General features: G+C 72.4%; 13 protein-coding genes. 11 read left to right on the top strand and 2 right to left on the bottom strand.

Translation table 11 applies throughout. The annotated features are described in order from the left end of the window. The first annotated feature begins 76 nt into the window (after positions 1 to 76). From ACFXB5_RS04025 to ACFXB5_RS03995, 7 genes are all read left to right on the top strand, one after another. Complete coding sequence (locus tag ACFXB5_RS04025) at positions 77 to 1,030, top strand: LLM class F420-dependent oxidoreductase (RefSeq protein WP_385202118.1); 954 nt, start codon at positions 77 to 79, stop codon at positions 1,028 to 1,030. 14 nt (positions 1,031 to 1,044) lie between these two features. Next, on the top strand, positions 1,045 to 1,827 hold the full coding sequence (locus tag ACFXB5_RS04020; protein ID WP_201851766.1) for an SDR family NAD(P)-dependent oxidoreductase: 783 nt from the start codon (positions 1,045 to 1,047) through the stop codon (positions 1,825 to 1,827). A 116-nt stretch (positions 1,828 to 1,943) separates the two neighbouring features. Beyond that, on the top strand, positions 1,944 to 3,071 hold the full coding sequence (locus ACFXB5_RS04015) for an LLM class flavin-dependent oxidoreductase (protein ID WP_385202116.1): 1,128 nt from the start codon (positions 1,944 to 1,946) through the stop codon (positions 3,069 to 3,071). Positions 3,072 to 3,158: 87 nt separating this feature from the next. After that, a complete protein-coding gene (locus ACFXB5_RS04010; protein WP_385202114.1) occupies positions 3,159 to 4,901 on the top strand; it encodes an amidohydrolase family protein in 1,743 nt (580 codons plus the stop codon). A gap of 217 nt (positions 4,902 to 5,118) precedes the next feature. Then, positions 5,119 to 5,874: an SDR family oxidoreductase gene (locus ACFXB5_RS04005; RefSeq protein ID WP_385202211.1), complete on the top strand. Its 756-nt coding sequence runs from the start codon at positions 5,119 to 5,121 to the stop codon at positions 5,872 to 5,874. A gap of 84 nt (positions 5,875 to 5,958) precedes the next feature. Next, entirely contained in the window at positions 5,959 to 6,618 is a 660-nt protein-coding gene (locus ACFXB5_RS04000; RefSeq protein WP_385202112.1) for an O-methyltransferase, read from the top strand. 92 nt (positions 6,619 to 6,710) lie between these two features. Beyond that, positions 6,711 to 7,106 (top strand): hypothetical protein, encoded by a 396-nt coding sequence (locus tag ACFXB5_RS03995; protein WP_385202110.1) that lies wholly within the window; start codon positions 6,711 to 6,713, stop codon positions 7,104 to 7,106. A 175-nt stretch (positions 7,107 to 7,281) separates the two neighbouring features. Here the strand turns inward: ACFXB5_RS03995 and ACFXB5_RS03990 are convergent, their stop codons facing one another. Then, positions 7,282 to 8,829 carry a CehA/McbA family metallohydrolase gene (locus tag ACFXB5_RS03990; protein WP_385202108.1) on the bottom strand — a complete coding sequence of 516 codons (1,548 nt, stop codon included), beginning with the start codon at positions 8,827 to 8,829 and terminating at the stop codon, positions 7,282 to 7,284. A gap of 325 nt (positions 8,830 to 9,154) precedes the next feature. Between ACFXB5_RS03990 and ACFXB5_RS03985 the strand changes: the two genes are divergently transcribed. The 3 genes from ACFXB5_RS03985 to ACFXB5_RS03975 all read left to right on the top strand — a co-directional run bounded on the left by ACFXB5_RS03985 (position 9,155) and on the right by ACFXB5_RS03975 (position 16,162). Next, positions 9,155 to 11,767 (top strand): bifunctional FO biosynthesis protein CofGH, encoded by a 2,613-nt coding sequence (locus tag ACFXB5_RS03985; RefSeq protein WP_385202106.1) that lies wholly within the window; start codon positions 9,155 to 9,157, stop codon positions 11,765 to 11,767. Positions 11,768 to 11,835: 68 nt separating this feature from the next. Continuing rightward, positions 11,836 to 14,853, top strand: coding sequence for a tetratricopeptide repeat protein (locus ACFXB5_RS03980; protein WP_385202104.1), 3,018 nt, complete (start codon positions 11,836 to 11,838; stop codon positions 14,851 to 14,853). A gap of 184 nt (positions 14,854 to 15,037) precedes the next feature. Then, entirely contained in the window at positions 15,038 to 16,162 is a 1,125-nt protein-coding gene (locus tag ACFXB5_RS03975; protein ID WP_201851775.1) for an ADP-ribosylglycohydrolase family protein, read from the top strand. On the opposite strand, the gene ACFXB5_RS03970 is transcribed toward ACFXB5_RS03975, so the two are convergent. Further along, positions 16,147 to 17,568 carry a glycosyltransferase 87 family protein gene (locus tag ACFXB5_RS03970; protein WP_385202101.1) on the bottom strand — a complete coding sequence of 474 codons (1,422 nt, stop codon included), beginning with the start codon at positions 17,566 to 17,568 and terminating at the stop codon, positions 16,147 to 16,149. The genes ACFXB5_RS03975 and ACFXB5_RS03970 overlap by 16 nt on opposite strands. 245 nt (positions 17,569 to 17,813) lie before the next feature. Between ACFXB5_RS03970 and ACFXB5_RS03965 the strand changes: the two genes are divergently transcribed. Beyond that, complete coding sequence (locus ACFXB5_RS03965) at positions 17,814 to 18,368, top strand: GNAT family N-acetyltransferase (protein ID WP_385202100.1); 555 nt, start codon at positions 17,814 to 17,816, stop codon at positions 18,366 to 18,368. The last annotated feature ends 174 nt before the right edge of the window (positions 18,369 to 18,542 follow it).

The following is an 18,542-nucleotide window of genomic DNA, read 5'->3' as shown; positions in this document are numbered from 1 at the left end:
GTCTGATGGACCGTCAGATACGACCATGTCCGACGTCAGATACGACGATGACGGTCCACCGACAAGGAGGCCCGGCATGCGCGTCCTGCCCCGGGGCCGGTTGAGCTACGGCATGCAGCTGCCGATCCAGTCGCAGTCCACCCTCTACGCCGAGCCGTGGGAGGCCGGGGCGGGCCCGGCCGAACTGCTCGAGGTCGCCCGCACCGCCGACCGGCTCGGCTTCGCGTACCTCGCCGTCTGCGACCACGTCGCGATCCCGCGGCGGCTGGCAGCGGCCATGGGCACCGTCTGGTACGACCCGGTGGCCACCCTCGGCTGGCTCGCCGCGGCCACCGAGCGGGTGCGGCTGCTCAGCCATGTGGCGGTCGCCGCGCTGCGCCATCCGCTGCTGACCGCCAAGCAGTACGCCACGCTCGACCACCTCTCCGGCGGCCGGCTGATCCTCGGGGTCGGGGCCGGGCACGTCCGGGAGGAGTTCGAGGCGCTCGGGGTGGACTTCGCCCGGCGCGGGGTGCTGCTGGACGAGACGGTCGACGCGCTGAAGGCGGCGCTGGGGCCGGAGGAGTTCCCCGACTTCCGCGGCGAGCGGTTCGCGTTCGACGGCCTCGGGCAGGCCCCGCGCCCCGTCCAGACGCCGCGGCCGCCGCTGTGGGTCGGCGGCTCCTCGCCCGCCGCGGTGCGCCGGGCGGCGGTCCGGGGCGACGGCTGGCTGCCGCAGGGCGATCCACGGGACCGGCTGCCGGGCCAGATCGCCCGGCTGCGCGAGCTGCGGAAGGAGGCCGGGATCGACGAGCCCGCCGAGATCGGCGCGATCACCGAGCCGCTGTACGTGGGCGAGCCCGGCTGGGACGTGGGGCGCCGGACCCTGACCGGCGCGCCGGAGCGGCTGGCCGAGAGCCTGCGCGCGTACGCCGCGATGGGGGTGGACCAGATCCAGGTGCGGTTCCGCTGCCGGGACCACACCGAACTGACCGATCAGATGGCGGCCTTCGCCGCCGATGTCGCTCCGCACCTCGATGACCAGGGATGACTAGGGAGATCGGAATGGGCAAGCTGGACGGGCGGGTCGTCATCATCACCGGGGCGGCACGCGGACAGGGTGAGCAGGAGGCGCGGCTGTTCGCGGCCGAGGGCGCGCGCGTGGTCCTCGGCGACGTACTGGACGAGCCGGGCGAGGCGCTGGCCAAGGAGCTGGGGGAGGGCGCCCGTTTCGTCCATCTGGACGTGGGCCGCGAGGACGACTGGACCGCCGCCGTCGCCGCCGCGAAGGACGCCTTCGGCTCGGTGGACGGCCTGGTCAACAACGCCGGGATCCTCCGCTTCAACGAGCTGGTGGGCACCCCGCTCGCGGAGTACCTGGAGGTGGTCCAGGTCAACCAGGTCGGCACGTTCCTGGGAATGCGGACGGTAGCGCCGGAGCTGGCGGCGGCGGGCGGCGGAACGATCGTGAACACCGCCTCGTACGTCGCCCTGTCCGGGATGCCGCTGCTCACCGCGTACGCCGCGACGAAGGCGGCGGTGGTGGGGATGACGCGGGTGGCCGCGATGGAGCTCGCGGACAAGGGCATCCGGGTCAACGCGATGTGCCCGGGAGCGGTCGACACCCCGATGACCAACCCGGCCCACCTCGACCCGGCCGCCGACTCCGCGGAGGCGACGGCGGCGGTCGACGAGCTCTACCGAAAGCTGGTGCCGCTGGGTCGGATCGGCCGCCCGGAGGAGGTGGCGCGGCTGGCGCTCTTCCTGTCCTCGGAGGACTCCTCGTACGTCACCGGCCAGCCGTTCGTCGTCGACGGCGGCTGGCTGACCGGCGTCTCGGTCTTCTAGTGCGGCCGCCGGGTCCGGCACGGCTCCGGGCCTTGACGGTCCGTGTCCGCGGTGCCAGAGTCAATCAAAATCTGACGATCCGTCAGATCGACGTTCGTCTGAGGCGGTGAACCTCCATGGAATTCGGACTCTTTGTGCAGGGCTACGTCCCCGAAAGCCGACGCCGAACCGACCCCGAGGCCGAGCATCACGCGCTCGTCGAGGAGACCGAGTACGTCATCCAGGCCGACCGGTCGGGCTTCAAGTACGTATGGGCCTCCGAGCACCACTTCCTGGACGAGTACTCCCACCTCTCCGCGAACGACGTCTTCCTCGGCTATCTCGCCCACGCCACCGAGCGCATCCACCTCGGCTCCGGCATCTTCAACCCGTTGCCGCAGGTCAACCACCCGGTCAAGGTGGCCGAGAAGGTCGCGATGCTCGACCACCTCTCCGGCGGCCGGTTCGAGTTCGGCTCCGGCCGGGGCGCGGGCAGCCACGAGATCCTCGGCTTCCTGCCGGGCGTGACCGACATGAACGCCACCAAGGAGATCTGGGAAGAGACGATCGCCGAGTTCCCCAAGATGTGGCTGCAGGACGAGTACCAGGGCTTCACCGGCAAGCACTGGTCGCTGCCGCCGCGCAAGGTGCTGCCCAAGCCGTACGGGGCCGCCCACCCGGCGATGTGGTACGCGGCCGGATCGCCGCCCTCGTACGCGATGGCGGGCAAGAAGGGCCTCGGCGTGCTCGGCTTCTCCATCCAGAAGGTCTCCGACATGGAGTGGGCCCTCGACTCCTACAAGAACGCGGTCAAGGAGGCCGAGCCGGTCGGCGGCTTCGTCAACGACAACGTGATGGTCACCTCGACCGCGATCTGCGCCGAGACCCACGCCAAGGCCGTCGAGGTCGCGGTCGGCGGCGGGCTCAACTACCTGCAGTCGCTGCTCTTCCGCTACCACGACACCTTCCCCCGCCCGGACGGCATCCCGCAGTGGCCGGAACTGCTGCCGGAGTACACCGAGGAGATCATCGAACTCCTCATCGCCGAGGAGCTGATGATCTGCGGCGACCCGGACGAGGTCTTCCGCCAGTGCAAGCGGTGGGAGCAGGCCGGGGCCGACCAGCTGTCGTTCGGGCTGCCGATCGGGATCGGCTACGAGGACACGATGAACACGGTCAAGCTCATCGGCGAGCACGTCATCCCGAAGATCGACACCGATCCGGTGCACCGCACGACCCGCTTCCGCCAAGCCGTCACCCAGTAGCCGCACAGGCCGTCACGCACCAGCCGCACAGGCCGCCACGCAGCGGCCACAGATGCCGGCCGCAGCCGCCAGAAGGGACCTGAACCCGTGCTCGACCACCTGATCAAGGGCGCCACCGTGGCGGACGGCACCGGCGCGCCCTCGTACGTCGCCGACGTCGGCATCCGGGACGGCCGGATCGTGGCCATCGCCGAGCCCGGGGCCGTCGCCGAACCGGCCCGGTCCACCGAGGACGCCACCGGGCTCGTCCTCGCCCCGGGATTCGTCGACCCACACACCCACTACGACGCCCAGCTGTTCTGGGATCCGTACGCCACCCCCTCCATGAACCACGGCGTGACCACCGTGGCCGGCGGCAACTGCGGATTCACCCTCGCCCCGCTCAACCCCGACCGGCCCGGCGACGCCGACTACACCCGGCGGATGATGAGCCGGGTCGAGGGCATGTCGCTGGTGGCGCTGGAGCAGGGCGCGCCCTGGAACTGGCACGGCTTCGGCGAGTACCTGGACGCGCTGGAGGGCCGGATCGCCGTCAACGCGGGCTTCATGGTGGGGCACTGCGCACTGCGCCGCCATGTCATGGGCGAGGACGCGATCGGCGGACAGCCCAGCCCCGCGCAGCTGGAGGAGATGCTGCTCCTCTTCCACGAGGCGATGGACGCGGGGGCGTGGGGACTGTCCACCACCCAGTCCTCCACCCACTCGGACGGGGACGGACAGCCGGTCGCCTCCCGCCACGCCCGGCCCGGGGAACTCCTGGCGCTCTCCCGGGCCGTCGGCGACCACGAGGGGACGCAGATCGAGGCGATCGTGGCGGGCTGTCTCGACCAGTTCGCCGACGAGGAGATCGAGCTGCTGGTGGACATGAGCGCGGCCGCCGGCCGCCCGCTCAACTGGAACGTGCTGACCATCGACGCGGCCGTCCCCGAGCGGGTGCCGCGCCAGCTCCAGGCCAGCGAACGCGCCCGTAAGGCGGGCGGCAGGATCGTCGCGCTCACGATGCCGATCCTCACCCCCATGAACATGTCGCTCGGTACCTTCTGCGCGCTCAACCTCATCCCGGGCTGGGGCGACATCCTGGGGCTGCCCATCCCGGAACGGATCGCGACCCTCCGCGACCCGGCCGTACGGGAGGAGATGCTGCGCCGCGCCGGCAGCCCCGAGGCCGGGGTCTTCCGGCGACTCACCCACTTCGGCCGGTACGTCATCGGCGACACCTACAGCGCGGCCAACGCCGGGCTGACCGGGCGCGTCGTCCGCGACATCGCCGCCGAGCGCGGACAGGAGGCCTTCCACTGCCTGGTGGAGATCTGCGCGGCGGACGAGATGCGTACGGTGCTGTGGCCCATGCCGACCGACAACGACCCGGCCAGCTGGGAGCTGCGACGGCAGACCTGGGAGCACGAGGACGTCATGCTCGGCGGCTCCGACGCCGGGGCCCATCTGGACCGGATGTGCGGCGCCCCGTACACCACCCGCTTCATCGGCGACTGTCTGCGCGGGCGGAAGCTGGTCGGCCTGGAGCGGGCGGTACGGATGCTGACGGACGATCCGGCGCGGCTGCTCGGGCTGCGCGAGCGCGGCCGGATCGCCGAGGGCTACCACGCCGACCTGGTCCTCTTCGACCCCGACCGGATCGACGCGGGCCAGGCGCGGCTGGTCCACGACCTGCCCGGCGAGAGCCCCCGGCTCGACTCGCGCGCCATGGGGATCGTGAGCGTCCGGGTGGGCGGCACCGAGACCATCCGGGACGACGAGATCACCGGCGCGGTGCCGGGGAAGGTGCTCCGCTCGGGCCGCGACACGGAGACGGTGAACACGAGGGGCTGAGCCGGTGACGCGCGCGGCGGCCGGGTCTGGTGAGCGTGGTGGGCGTGACGGATCTGGTGGCGGACGTGGCGAGCGTGGCGGGTCCGGCGGCCCCACGGACCCCCCGGGCACTACCGGCCCCACCGGACTCGGCGGCGGGCGTGAGGGGGCTGGGGCCGGAGGCCCCGCCGCACCTGCTGCCCCCACCGGACCCACGGGACCAACCGGATCCACCGGACTGGGCTCCCTCACCGGCCGGGCCGCCCTGGTCACGGGTGGCTCACGGGGCATCGGGCTCGCCGTGGCGGAGGCGCTGACGGCGGACGGTGCGGCGGTGTGCGTCACGGCGCGGGATCCGAGGGGGCTGGCCGACGCCGTACGCCGCCTCGGCCCGGGCGCCATCGGCTGCCCGGGGGACGTGGCCGACCCGGCCCATCCGGAGGCGGCGGTGGCCCGCGCCCTGGCCGAGTTCGGCCGCCTCGACATCCTGGTCAACAACGCCGCCACCAACGCCCCGCTCGGCCCGCTGATGGCCGTGGACCCGCTCGCCTGGCGCACGGCCTTCACGGTCAACGTGGAGGCCCCGCTGCGGCTGGCCCAGGCGGCCTGGCGGGGCTGGATGCGCGACCACGGCGGGGCGGTCGTCAACATCTGCACCGAGGGCACCCACGGCGTCGGCCCGGACGTCGGCGCCTACGGCACCACCAAGACCGCCCTCCTCCGCCTCACCCGCCAGCTCGCCGCCGAACTGGCCCCCTCCGTCCGCGTCAACGCCGTCTCCCCGGGCCTGGTCCGCACCGAGATGGCCCGCTTCGTCTGGGAGCCCGGCGAACAGGAGATCGCCGCGACGCTCCCGCTGGCCCGTATCGGCGAACCGGAGGACGTGGCGCGCGCGGTCCGCTGGCTGGTCTCGGACGAGGCGTCCTGGATCACCGGCACGGACCTGGTGATCGACGGCGGCCGCCGCGTCCGCGCGGCGCGCCGCACCGACTGACGGGACACACAGCCCCCTGTTCCTCGACCGGGGCGGCTCTGTATCCGCTAGACGAGACGCAACGTAGCGTCTACTCTAGCGCCCATGACACTCACTCACACCCTCGCCGACCCCCGGGTCGAGACCGCCATCCGCCGCATGTTCGAGCTGGCCGAGCGGGACGGGACCGCCCTGACGCGGCTGCCGCCCGGCGCGCTGGAGACGATGGCCCCGCAGGAACTCGCCGACGCCGCGGCCGGGATCTATATGCCGATCTCCGCCGATGGCGGGAAGCTGCTCTACAACCTGGTGCGCGCCATCCGCCCGGCCACGGTGGTCGAGTTCGGCATGTCCTACGGCATCTCCACGCTCCATCTGGCCGCCGCCGTGCGGGACAACGGCACCGGGCGCGTCGTCACCACGGAAATGAGCGAGGAGAAGATCGCCGCGGCCCGCCGCACCTTCACCGAGACCGGACTGGACGACCTGATCACCGTGCTGGAGGGGGACGCCCGGGAGACCCTCGCCGACCTCGAGGGCCCCCTGGAGCTCGTCCTGCTCGACGGCTGGAAGGACCTCTGCCTGCCCGTGCTGCGGATGCTCGAACCGAGCCTGCGGCCCGGCGCCCTCGTGGTGGCCGACGACATCGACCAGTTCGAGGGCCTCATGCGGCCGTACCTCGACTACGTGCGCGACCCGGCGAACGGCTACCAGAACGTCAGCTTCCCCATCGAGGACGGCATGGAGATCAGCTGCCGCCTCTGAGCAACAGTCCGATGAACCACTGGGCTCCGTTCAATAAGGTTCGCAGCGGAAACGTCGTCCGTTGCCTCGCCTTCCGTCGCGCGCTCCGCTACATGCCCGGCGGCGACTACGGCGGCCTCTCCACTGTTCTGCGCCAGCCCGGCGACGAGGACGAGGTCCGCCGCCTCTACATGGCCGCCCACGCCTGTCCGACCCGGTCCGTGCACCCGCCCGCCGACCACTGGGAGCCCGACTCGGACCCGTACCCCATGCCCCTGGACGAGGCCGGAACCGTCCTCCTCTGCGGCCACGCCTCGGCGAAGACCTATGGCGCCATCTCCTATCTGCCGCGTCGCCCCGGCTCCACCGCGATGATGATCGACACCCCGCGCTGGAGCCCCGCCCTCGCCCGCCGCTACGAGGAGCGGGCCGGGAAGATCACCGATGTGCTCCTCACCCACCTCGACCATGTGGCCCACGGCCGCAAATACGCCGACGCCCGCCGATGAGATGCGGGCACGCATGCGAGCCCTCGCCCGCCGTGCCGCCACATATCCCGAACAGCCGGTCGACTACGGCAAGGTCCGCTACTGACCGCTCCACGGTGCCGGCGCGTGGGCCTCCCATGACTGGCGGCCACGCCCTCGGTCCGGGTACGGGGGCGACCCCGTACCCGGACCCTCCTTACCGCTCGCCCAGCCAGATCGGGTTCGTCATCGCCGCCATCGGGCCCGGTATGCCCGATGCCCCGCCGTCCGCCGGGGCGTGGCGGACCTCGGCGCGGACGTACGCCGCGTAGGACGCCGTCGTACGCCATTCGGCGGTGAGCTCGCCGGAGGCGGGGACCGGTGTTCCGTAGAGCTGGCCCTGGTCGGTGATGAACCGCACCGAGCAGCCCGGGCCCACGCCGGAGACCTTCAGCCGGACCGTGATCTCCTCCGCGCCGCCGACCTTCAGGCGCTCGCCGATTCCGGCGTGCTTACCGCGTCCGCCGACCGCCTCGAAGGTGAGGCCGATCTTCGAGGACTCCGCGATCCAGCTGCGGCCGGCCCGGATGCCGTCCTGGATGGCGGTGCGGGAGAGGTCGTCGGCGAGCACCACCGTCTGGGGCAGGCCGACGACCTGGGGCTCGCGGTGGGCGTCGCTGTGGCCGACCGCGGGCAGCCAGCCGCCGTCGCCACGGGAGGCGGCCACCAGCGTGTTGTCCCACTCGGAGATCGTGACCTCGTCGTCGGGGGTGAAGTCCGCGTTCCACACCTCGACCGCGTCGGCCTCGTTGAAGCCGAACTTCCAGTTGCAGCCGACACAGGTGCCGTGCGGATGGGCCGGGATCACCAGGCCGCCGGCCTGCCGGACCTTGCGGGCGAACTGGCCGAAGCGGTTGTCCCGGGCGCGGTAGCGCCAGTCGATGAAGACGCCGGGGTCGGTGCCGAGGGCGACCACATGGCCGTTGCGCGTGGTGATCTCCTCGCCGGTGAGGATCAGCAGGTCATCGCCCCACAGCCCCTCGAACGCGGCATGCGCGGAGGTGGTGTTGTGCTCGGTGGTGGTGATGAAGTCCAGCCCCGCGGCGCGGGCGGCGGCGACCAGCTCGGCCGGGGTGCGCTTGCCGTCGGAGTGCACGGTGTGCAGATGAGAGTCGCCCCGGTACCAGGCGCGGCCCCGGCCCTTCGCCCGCTGCGGCGGGTACGCCCCCAGACTCCGTCCGGGAGGTGCCCCCTGCTTCGGGGTGGTGCCGGGCGCGCCGTACCGCAGTGTGACGGTGACCTTGTAGTCCAGGCCCTGCGGGGCGACCGTGTACGGCCCCAGCACCACATGCCAGGTGCCCGCCTGGACCGGCCCCGCCAGATAGCCGGGGGTGGCCTCCTCGGCGCTGATGGCGAACTCCGTACGGGCCCCGCCGGACCAGCCGCGGAAGCCCCGGCCGCCCAGCTCCGTGCCGCGCTCGTCGAAGATGCCGATGTCGCAGGCGTTGCCCTGTGTGCCGGCCGGGACGGTCGGCTTGTCGTACGAGTACGACACGGCGATCTCGCGCACTCCGCGCGGGACCTCGACCGGTACGTAGACGAAGTCGGGCGCGCCGGTGGGCAGATGGCCGCTGAGGGTCTTGGTCTGCTCAGGACCGTCGGCCGTGCCCGCGGCGTCGGCCTGGGTGAAGGTCATGGGATCGAGAGTCAGTACACCCGCCGCGCCCGCAAGCGCGGAGAGTCTGAGTACATCGCGTCGCTGCATGAGGTGCCCCCCAGAGTCGAGAGTGCCGTCCGACACCCGCGTGACACCGTTGTACGCGCGGGTGACACGCGCGGAAAGCCCTGTGGATAACTCCATGGCGGAGAGGGAACGGACGGCCCCGCCCCGGCCCCGCCGCCCCCGGCCCGGCGATCCGCGCCCCCGCCAAGTCGCGTCCGGGCGAGGGCCGTCGGCGCCCAGTGGGTGTAGCCCGCACGCTCCACCGCGCCGTATTCCCGCCCACGGCCCGCGGCCGCCGTGATCAGACCCACAAAACCGCAGGCCCGGGCCGTCTGGCGGTGTCCCACACCGCTCGTATGCTCGGAGGATGACCACGAGCGCGCAGGGAAACGAACCGGGTGCCCCGACTGGCTCCGCCGCCCCCACAGCCAACGCGATGCGCCGTGCGCTCAAGCGCGCCCGCGACGGCGTGGCCCTGGACACCGCCGAGGCGGCGGTGCTGCTCCAGGCGCGCGGTGACGACCTGCGGGAGCTGACGGCCTCCGCCGCCCGGGTCCGCGACGCGGGCCTGGAGGCGGTGGGCCGCCCCGGGGTCATCACCTACTCCCGCAGCGTCTTCATCCCGCTCACCCGGCTGTGCCGGGACAAGTGTCACTACTGCACCTTCGCGACCGTCCCCGGCAAGCTGCGCCGCGCGGGTCACGGGATGTTCATGTCGCCCGACGAGGTCCTCGCCATCGCCCGCCGGGGCGCCGAAATGGGCTGCAAGGAAGCGCTGATCACGCTCGGCGACCGCCCCGAGGACCGCTGGCCCGAGGCGCGCGAATGGCTGGAGGCCGAGGGGTACGACGACACCATCGCGTACGTACGGGCCATGGCCATCCGCATCCTGGAGGAGACGGGCCTGCTGCCCCACCTCAACCCCGGCGCGCTGACCTGGACCGACTTCCAGCGGCTCAAGCCGGTCGCCCCCTCCATGGGGATGATGCTGGAGACCACCGCCGAGCGGCTGTGGAGCGAGCCCGGCGGCCCCCACTACGGTTCGCCCGACAAGGAGCCGGCGGTACGGCTGCGGGTGCTGGAGGACGCCGGGCGCAGCTCCGTCCCGTTCACCAGCGGGCTGCTGATCGGGATCGGCGAGACGCATGAGGAGCGGGCGGATTCGCTGTTCGCGCTGCGCCGCGTCTCCCGCTCGTACCACGGCGTCCAGGAAGTCATCGTCCAGAACTTCCGAGCCAAGCCGGACACCGCCATGCGCGGGATGCCGGACGCGGAGCTGGACGACCTGGTGGCCACCGTCGCCGTCGCCCGCCACATCCTGGGCCCGTCCGCCTGCATCCAGGCGCCGCCCAACCTGGTGGACGCGGAGTACGAGCGGCTCATCGGGGCCGGTATCGACGACTGGGGCGGCGTCTCCCCGCTCACCCCGGATCACGTCAACCCCGAGCGCCCCTGGCCCCAGGTGGACGAGCTGGCCGAGCGCTCCGCGGCCGCCGGCTTCCGGCTGCGCGAACGGCTCGCGGTCTACCCCGAGTACGTCCAGCGCGGCGAGCCCTGGCTGGACCCCCGGCTGCTGCCGCATGTCACCGCCCTCGCCGACCCCGAGACCGGCCTGGCCCGCGAGGACGCGATCCCCACCGGGCTGCCCTGGCAGGAGCCTGACGAGGCGTTCAGCGCCTCCGGCCGCACCGATCTGCACCGCGCCATCGACACCGAGGGCCGCACCGGTGACCGCCGTAAGGACTTCGACGAGGTCTACGGCGACTGGGAGGCGCTGCGCGAGGCCGCAGCGCCCGGTATGGTCCCCTCCCGCGTCGACGCCGACGTCAAGGCCGCGCTGGCCCAGGCCGCCGACGACCCGACCCGGCTGACCGACCCCGAGGCGCTGGCCCTGCTCCACGCCGAGGGCCCGGCGCTGGACGCCCTGTGCCGCATCGCCGACGATCTGCGCCGGGCGACCGTGGGCGACGACGTCACCTACATCGTCACCCGGAACATCAACTTCACCAATGTCTGCTACACCGGCTGCCGCTTCTGCGCCTTCGCCCAGCGCCGCACCGACGCCGATGCCTACACCCTCTCCCTGAACCAGGTCGCCGACCGCGCCCAGCAGGCGTGGGACGTGGGCGCGGTGGAGGTCTGCATGCAGGGCGGCATCCACCCGGATCTGCCCGGCACCGCGTACTTCGACATCGCACGCGCCGTCAAGGAGCGCGTGCCCGGGATGCATGTCCACGCCTTCTCCCCGATGGAGGTCGTCAACGGCGCGACCCGTACGGGCATGTCCATCCGCGAATGGCTGACGGCGGCGCGCGAGGCGGGCCTGGACACCATCCCCGGCACGGCCGCCGAGATCCTGGACGACGAGGTGCGCTGGGTCCTCACCAAGGGCAAGCTGCCGACGGCCACCTGGGTCGAGGTCGTCAAAACGGCACATGAGCTGGGCATCCGGTCCTCGTCCACGATGATGTACGGCCATGTGGACCAGCCCCGCCACTGGCTGGCCCATCTGCGGCTGCTCGCCGAGATCCAGCAGGAGACGGGCGGCTTCACCGAATTCGTCACCCTCCCCTTCATCCACACCAACGCCCCCGTCTACCTCGCCGGTATCGCCCGCCCCGGCCCCACCACACGCGACAACCGCGCCGTCACGGCCATGGCGCGGATCCTGCTCCACCCCCACATCCCCAACATCCAGACCAGCTGGGTGAAGCTGGGCACGGAGGGCGCCGCCGAGATGCTCCGCTCCGGCGCCAACGACCTGGGCGGCACCCTTATGGAGGAGACCATCTCCCGTATGGCGGGCTCCTCCTACGGTTCCTACCGCTCCATCCAGGACCTGGTGGGCATCGCCGAACTGGCCGGCCGCCCGGCCCGCGCCCGCACCACCACCTACGGCCCCGTCGCCGAGGACCGCCAGGCCGCCGCCCTCGCCTCGGACGGCCATCTGCCGGAGCTGCTCCCGGTGCTGGGGGACTGACCTCGGCTCACGGTTCGCGGGCGCGCCGCGTGGATACGCTGCCATGGGAAGCGGGGGAAGGGGCACCGATGGCAGCAGCGCAGCGTCCGACGATCCGGGAGTTGATCCGGCAGCGGCGCCGGTTCGTGGGACGGCGGCAGGAACTGGCCGCGTTCCGGGAGAACTTCGCCGTGCCGCCCGAGGACGCCGCGCACCACTTCCTGTTCCATGTGCGCGGCGACGCCGGGGTGGGCAAGACGACGCTGCTGCGGCAGTTGGAGAACACCGCGCGGGAACACCGGGCGCTCACCGCCTCGGTGGACGAGTCGGTGAACAGCGTCCCCGAGGCGATGGCGGCCATCAGTGCCCAGTTCGCCGAGCAGGGCCACCCGCTGAAGTCCTTCGACAAGCTGCTGGCCACTTACCGGCAGCGGCGCCACGAGGCCGATGCGGCGGCGCAGCAGCCCGCGCCGCAGCCTTCGGAGGAGGCGGCGGGCGAGCCCCGGCCGTCCGCGTCGAGCGCGTTCGCCGTCCGGGCGGGGCTGGTCGGGCTCGGCATGGTGCCGGGCGTCGGCGCGTTCGCCGGTGCGGCGGAGCCGGACCGGGTCGCCCAGGCCGCCGACCGCGCGCGGGCCAAGCTCAGCGCCCGCCTCCGCAGCCACGACGACGTGGACCTGGTGATGTCGCCCCTGGACGCCCTCACTCCCGCGTTCCTGAAGGACGTGGGCGAGGTGGCCGCGGCCGTGCCCTGGATGGCGTGGTTCTTCGACACCTATGAGCGCACCGGTCCGCTGCTCGACCTGTGGCTGCGCGACGTGATGTTCGAGGGCCGCTACGGCTCGCTCCCGGCCAACGCGGTGGTGACGCTGGCCGGCCAGGGCACGCTCGCCCCGCGGTGCTGGGCCGACTACGCCGACCTCGTCGCCGACCTCCCCCTGGTCCCCTTCACCGAGACGGAGGCCCGGCAGCTCCTGACCGCCAAGGGCGTGGTCGACGAGCAGGTGGTCGAGGTCGTCCTCCGGCTCACCGGAGGGCTGCCCGTGTTGGTGTCCATGCTGGCCGAGACCCGGCCCACCACCCCCGAGGCCGTGGGCGACCCCTCCGGCACCGCCGTCGAGCGCTTCCTGAAGTGGGTGAGCGACGAGACCCACCGCTCGGCCGCCCTGGCCGCGGCCCTGCCCCGGCGCCTGGACGAGGACGTCTTCGCGGCCGCGGTGGAGGACGAGGCGGCGGACCTCTACGGCTGGCTCCGCTCGCTCCCGTTCGTGGCCGACGGCTCCGGCCGCTGCGGCTACCACCAGGTCGTCCGCACGGCCATGCTGCGGCTCCAGCGCAACCAGTCCCCGCAGGCGTGGAGCGCCCGTCACCTCCGGCTGGCCGAGGCGTTCGCGCGATGGCAGCGGCAGATCGAGGAGACGCTGGAGGGGGACGAGAAGTGGGAGCACGAGCGGTGGCTGGACTATCGGCTCGAGGAGGCTTACCACCGGCTGTGCGCGACTCCGGAGGAAGCGCTGCGGGATGAGCTGCGCGCGTATGTGTGCGCGTATATCGACTACGCGTCGGCGTCATGGGAGCACCGCTGGCGGCAGATGCTCGTGGAGGCGGGCCGGGATTCCGGCAGCGGGTCCATGGCCGCCTGGGGTGACCGGCTTCTCGCGGAGTCCACGAGGAGCGACCTGGTCGGCAATGTGACGCTGCTGCTGGACGAGGTCGGGTCGGACGAGCGGGCCGTGGCCATGGCGCTCGGCCTCCGCGGCATGGTCCGCGCGGACATGCACGAACTGGAGGGGGCGCTGGCGGACGCGGAGCGAGCGCTGGAGCTGGATGCCGACTGTGTGCGTGCTCTTGCCGCCCGGGGGAGTGTGCACCTCGACAGGGAGCTTTACGAGCAGGCGCTGGAGAGCTTCGACCGCGTCGTGGCACTGGATCCCGACTTTCCCTGGCCGCTCGCCCGGCGCGGCGAGACATATCGCCTTCTCGGACGGTACGAGGAAAGCCTGGCGGACCTCAATCGCTCCTTCGACCTGCACGAGAGCGCGTGGACCGTGGGGACTCGCGCTCAGGTCCACCACGCCATGGAGGACTACGAGAAAGCGCTGGCGGATTTCGGGCGGGCGGTGGAGATCACTCCCGAATGGTCCTGGATCTACGCGGAGCGGGCCAGGACCTACCGTTTTCTGGGGCGGGACGAGGAGGCGCTCGCGGACTGTGAACGGGCCCTCGAACTCGGTGCCGACTACGCCGCGTTCGGGCGCGTCCACGCCCTTCGCAATCTGGACCGTTACGAGGAGGCGATCGACGCGGCCGACCGGTGCTTGGCGTCCCACCCCGAGGACCAGGCCGTGCTCGCCGAGCGCGGTGAGGCATACCGGATGACGGACCGCTTCCAGGAGGCGCTGGCGGACTTCGGGCGGGCCATCGAGATTGAGCCGTCGTATGTGTTCGCGTTGATCCGCCGGGGGCAGACGCATGAGCACATCGGTCTGCTCGGCGAAGCCCTGGCGGATTTCGACGCCGCCGTCTCCGCCTCTCCCGACGACGCGTGGGTGCTGTCGAACCGGGGTGCCCTGCGGCTGCGCCTGGGCGACGACGGGGCCGCCCTCGCCGATCTGGACCGGGCGCTCGGGCTCGCCCCCGACAGCCTGCTCGCGCTGGAGGCCAGGGCCAGGTGCCACCGCCTGGCGGGCCGGTACACCGAGGCCGCCACGGACATCGAACGGGCGGCGGCCCTGGGCGGGCAGGACCTCGATGTCGCCTTCGAGCACGCGACGCTGGTGAGCCGCACGGCCGGTCTCATCGAGGCGCGAGGGTTGTGGGCCGCCTTCGAAGCGCTCCTGGAGGAGCACGGCGGCCAATGGGACGCACAGGCCCGGGTGGCCGCTCCGATCATCAGCAGGGCCGCCCTCGGGGACGGGGCCGGGGCGGAGCGTCTCATGGCGGAGCTGACCGCCACCCGGCCGTACTGGGAGATCGTCGACGACGTCATACGCGCCCTGGACGACCTCGCCCAGTGCCCCGGGGCCGACCCCACCCCGCTCGCCACCCTCCGCACGCCGCTCGTCGAGCTCCGGGCGAGCCTGGAGCACGGCCGGACGGCGCTCGGATAAGGGCTTTCGGTACGCGGCCGACATTCGGTGAGGGAATTCGCATTCTCGGAATGCGATGGTCCGTCGTCTTCTCCGTGATGACGCCTTCACAATCCGCGGCGGCCGGGAGGCGATCATTAGGTGTCCATTACAGTTCAAAGACAGTTCAGGGCCATTCACGCAGCGAAGAAAAGAGGCATAGGTCGTGACCGCAACCGCCAGCGCAGCGACCGGCGTATGGGGCCGCGCCGAACAGCAGGACTTCCGCAGCCGGGTGCGCGGCTGTCTGCTCGGCGGGGCCATTGGCGACGCGCTGGGGGCGGCCGTGGAGTTCGCCTCCCTGGACGAGATCAGGGCGGCACACGGACCCGAGGGCGTGACGGACTTCCTGCCCGCCTATGGTGGCCGCGGACGGGTCACCGACGACACCCAGATGACGCTGTTCACCGTGGATGGACTGATACGGGCGCAGGTGCGCCGCGACACCGGGGCCTGGCACCCGCCCACCGACATCCACTCCGCCCACCGCCGCTGGTACTCCACCCAGCGCGACTGGGGCCCCGATGAGCGCCGTAAGGACGCCGGCTGGCTGGCCCGCGAGGAGTGGCTGTACGCCCAGCGGTCCCCGGGCCGGGCCTGTATCACCGGGCTCGCCGACGAGACCATGGGCACCCTGGAGCGGCCCAAGAACCCCGACTCCAAGGGATGCGGCGCCGTGATGCGCTCGGCGCCCTTCGGACTGCTGGTGGGCTGGGAGCCGCAGCTGGTCTTCCAACTGGCCATCGAGTGCGCGGCCCAGACCCACGGCCACCCCACGGGCTATCTCTCGGCCGGTGCCTTCGCCCTGATCGTGCACGGCCTGGCGCGCGGCGAGGCGCTGGACGGAGCCGTCCAGCGCGCCCTCGCCCATCTGGCCACCCGCCCCGGCCACGAGGAGACCACGAACGCGCTGCGGCACGCCCTCGGCGCCGTACGGCAGGGCCTGCCGACCCCCGACCGCGTCGCCTCGCTCGGCGAGGGCTGGACCGGTGAGGAGGCCCTGGCGATGGGCCTGTACTGCGCGCTCGTCGCCGAGGACGTCCGCCATGGGCTGCTGCTCGCGGTCAACCACGGCGGGGACAGCGACTCCACGGCGGCCATCTGCGGCAATCTGCTGGGCGCGCTGCACGGTGAGACGGCGCTGCCGCCCGCCTGGCTGGCGGAGGTCGAGGGGCGCGGCACGATCCTGGAACTGGCCGACGACTTCGCCATGGAGATGACCCAGGGCCCGGCCCTGCACGGGCCCGGCAGTTCCTCCCCGGCCTGGCTTACCCGCTACCCGCGCGCGTAGGTCCGCTCCGGCCGCCGCCGCGCCGCCCCCGTCCGCTGCCGCCCCAGGGTCCCGATCCCCTCCCAGGGACGCCATGGACGCCTTACGGCGCGCGCGGTCAGATACGCGGCCACGCCCAGGAAGGCGACGCCGATCAGCGGATAGACGGCGGTGAGCAGCATCTGGGCCGGGTTCTGGTGGAGCTCCACCCGGGTCGGCAGGCTGTGCGGCGCGTACCAGACCATGAAGGAGCAGAACAGCAGCCCGGTCACCACCGTCCAGGCCGTCCACCCCGCCGTGCGCCGCCGCACCGCCTCCACCGCGAGCAGCAGGACCATCGGGACGGCCCACACCCAGTGGTGCGACCAGGAGACCGGGCTGACCATGAGGGCGGTCACCGCGCAGGTGAGGGCGGCCCAGGCGCGGGCGTTCGGCAGCCGGCTGTCGGCGGTCAGCTGGGCGGCCACCGCCGTGGCCAGGCCCACACAGCCGATCAGCGCGGCCGCCGCGAGCCACCACATGCCCGGGTCGGGGGTGTGCAGCACACGGGCGAGGGCGCCCTTGAGGTTCTGGTTGCCCGCGCCCTCGACATCGCCGGGGCGGTCGGTCGCGAAGACGACCTCGGTCCAGAAGCGCCGGGAGTCATGCGGCAGCGCCAGGGCCGAGAACGCGACCGTAAGGACGAAGGCGGCGGTCGCGACGGCCGCGCGCCGCAGATGGTCGTTCAGGAAGCGCCGTGGCGGCGGACCGCTTCCGGACCTGGCGCGCCTGCGGGCCGCCCCGGCCGCTCGCAGCCGCCGGAGGCCGAGGAAGAGTCCGGCCAGCCCGAGGAAGACCACGAAGAGCCCCGGGGTGAGCTTGATCCCGGTGGCGATGCCCGTTCCGACCCCCGCCCAGCGGTGGCCCGCCCGGCGGGTCAGATCCCACAGCACCAGCGCCGTGACCAGCAGATTGATCTGCCCGTAGCGCAGGGTCGTCCACACCGGCTCACACCACACCCCGACGGCGGCCAGGGCCAGGACGGTGGCCGGTCGCGGCACCCGCGCGGGCAGTCGGATCAGCCGCAGCGACAGATGGGCCACGGCGACCATCAGGACGAGATTGACGGCCGTCCCGAAGGTCCGCAGGACGCCCGTGCTCATCACGGTCAGCGGGGTGAAGAGCAGGGCCGCGAACGGCGGATAGGTATTGGGGAGATTGTGCTCAGTCGCCCGCATGTCGTACAGATCCATCGCATTGCGTACGGTCCATCCCTCGGCCCGGTAGACCAGCAGATCGACCATCGACACCTGGGCGGCCCGCTGCGCGATCCAGAACCCGGTGAAGGAGAGCAGACAGAAGACCGCCGCGCACAGGACCGGTCGGCGCAGTACGAGGGCGCGGGCCCGGTGGATCCGGGAGTCGGTGATCGTCTGGGTGGCGGTCACGGGGGCTCCAGAGGTCCCTGAGGACGGCGGCTCGGTGGGGTGGGGCGAGTCGGGCCCGGGTGGTGAGGTCGGTGCGGGTGGTGCGGTCGGTGGCAGGCGGACTCGGACGGCCGACCATATTACGTTCCGGATGAGAACCGCAGATGAGCAAGAGGTTGCCTGGACAGATGGGATCTCCCCACCGCCACCCCGGCCCCGCGTTCCACCTCCGCCCCGCCGGGAACGGCCGGCCGTAAGGTGGTCCGGTGCCTGCCTCCACCGCCGTCATACGTGATGCCACCCACGCCGACCTCGACGCCATCGCCGCGATCTTCGGTCACTACGTCACCGAGACGGTCGTCACCTTCGAGGAGACCCCGCCCACCGTCGAGGACTGGGCGCGGCGGCTGGCCGAGCTGACCGGCCGGGGGCTGCCGTTCCTGGTCGCCGAGGTCGACGACGGCCGTACGGCCGCCGAAGACGATGCCCTTACGGTCGTCGGATACGCCTACGCCGGGCCCTGGCGCCCCAAGCCCGCGTACCGCCACACCGCCGAGAACGCCATCTACCTCGCCCCCGGGCGGACCGGCGCGGGGCTCGGGGCCGCGCTGCTCGACGCCCTGCTCACCCGCTGTGCCGAGGCGGGCATACGGCAGGTCGTCGCGGTCATCGCCGACTCCGGCAGCGATGCCTCGGCCGCCTTGCACCGGCGCTTCGGCTTCCGCCAGGCGGGCCTGCTGACCGGGGTCGGCCACAAGCATGGACGCTGGATCGACACCCACCTCATGCAGTGCGACCTGACGGCCCGCGCGCATCAATAGACGGGCGCATCAATAGACGGCGCGCCCCAGCAGACGGTGCGCCCCAACAGACGGCCCGTACCGACGAACAGACAGAACCGGGCCCCGGCGGGGCCCCCACACACGGGGGTCCGGGCCGCCCCCCGCGCGCGGGGCCCCCGCCCCTCCCCCCGGCCGGGGTGGCCGGTGAGGATA

It is taken from the genome of Streptomyces sp. NPDC059455 (assembly GCF_042750115.1).
GTDB lineage: Bacteria > Actinomycetota > Actinomycetes > Streptomycetales > Streptomycetaceae > Streptomyces > Streptomyces endocoffeicus.
The sequence above is the reverse complement of the archived record's forward strand: the minus strand, read 5'-3'. Positions and strand labels throughout refer to the sequence as shown.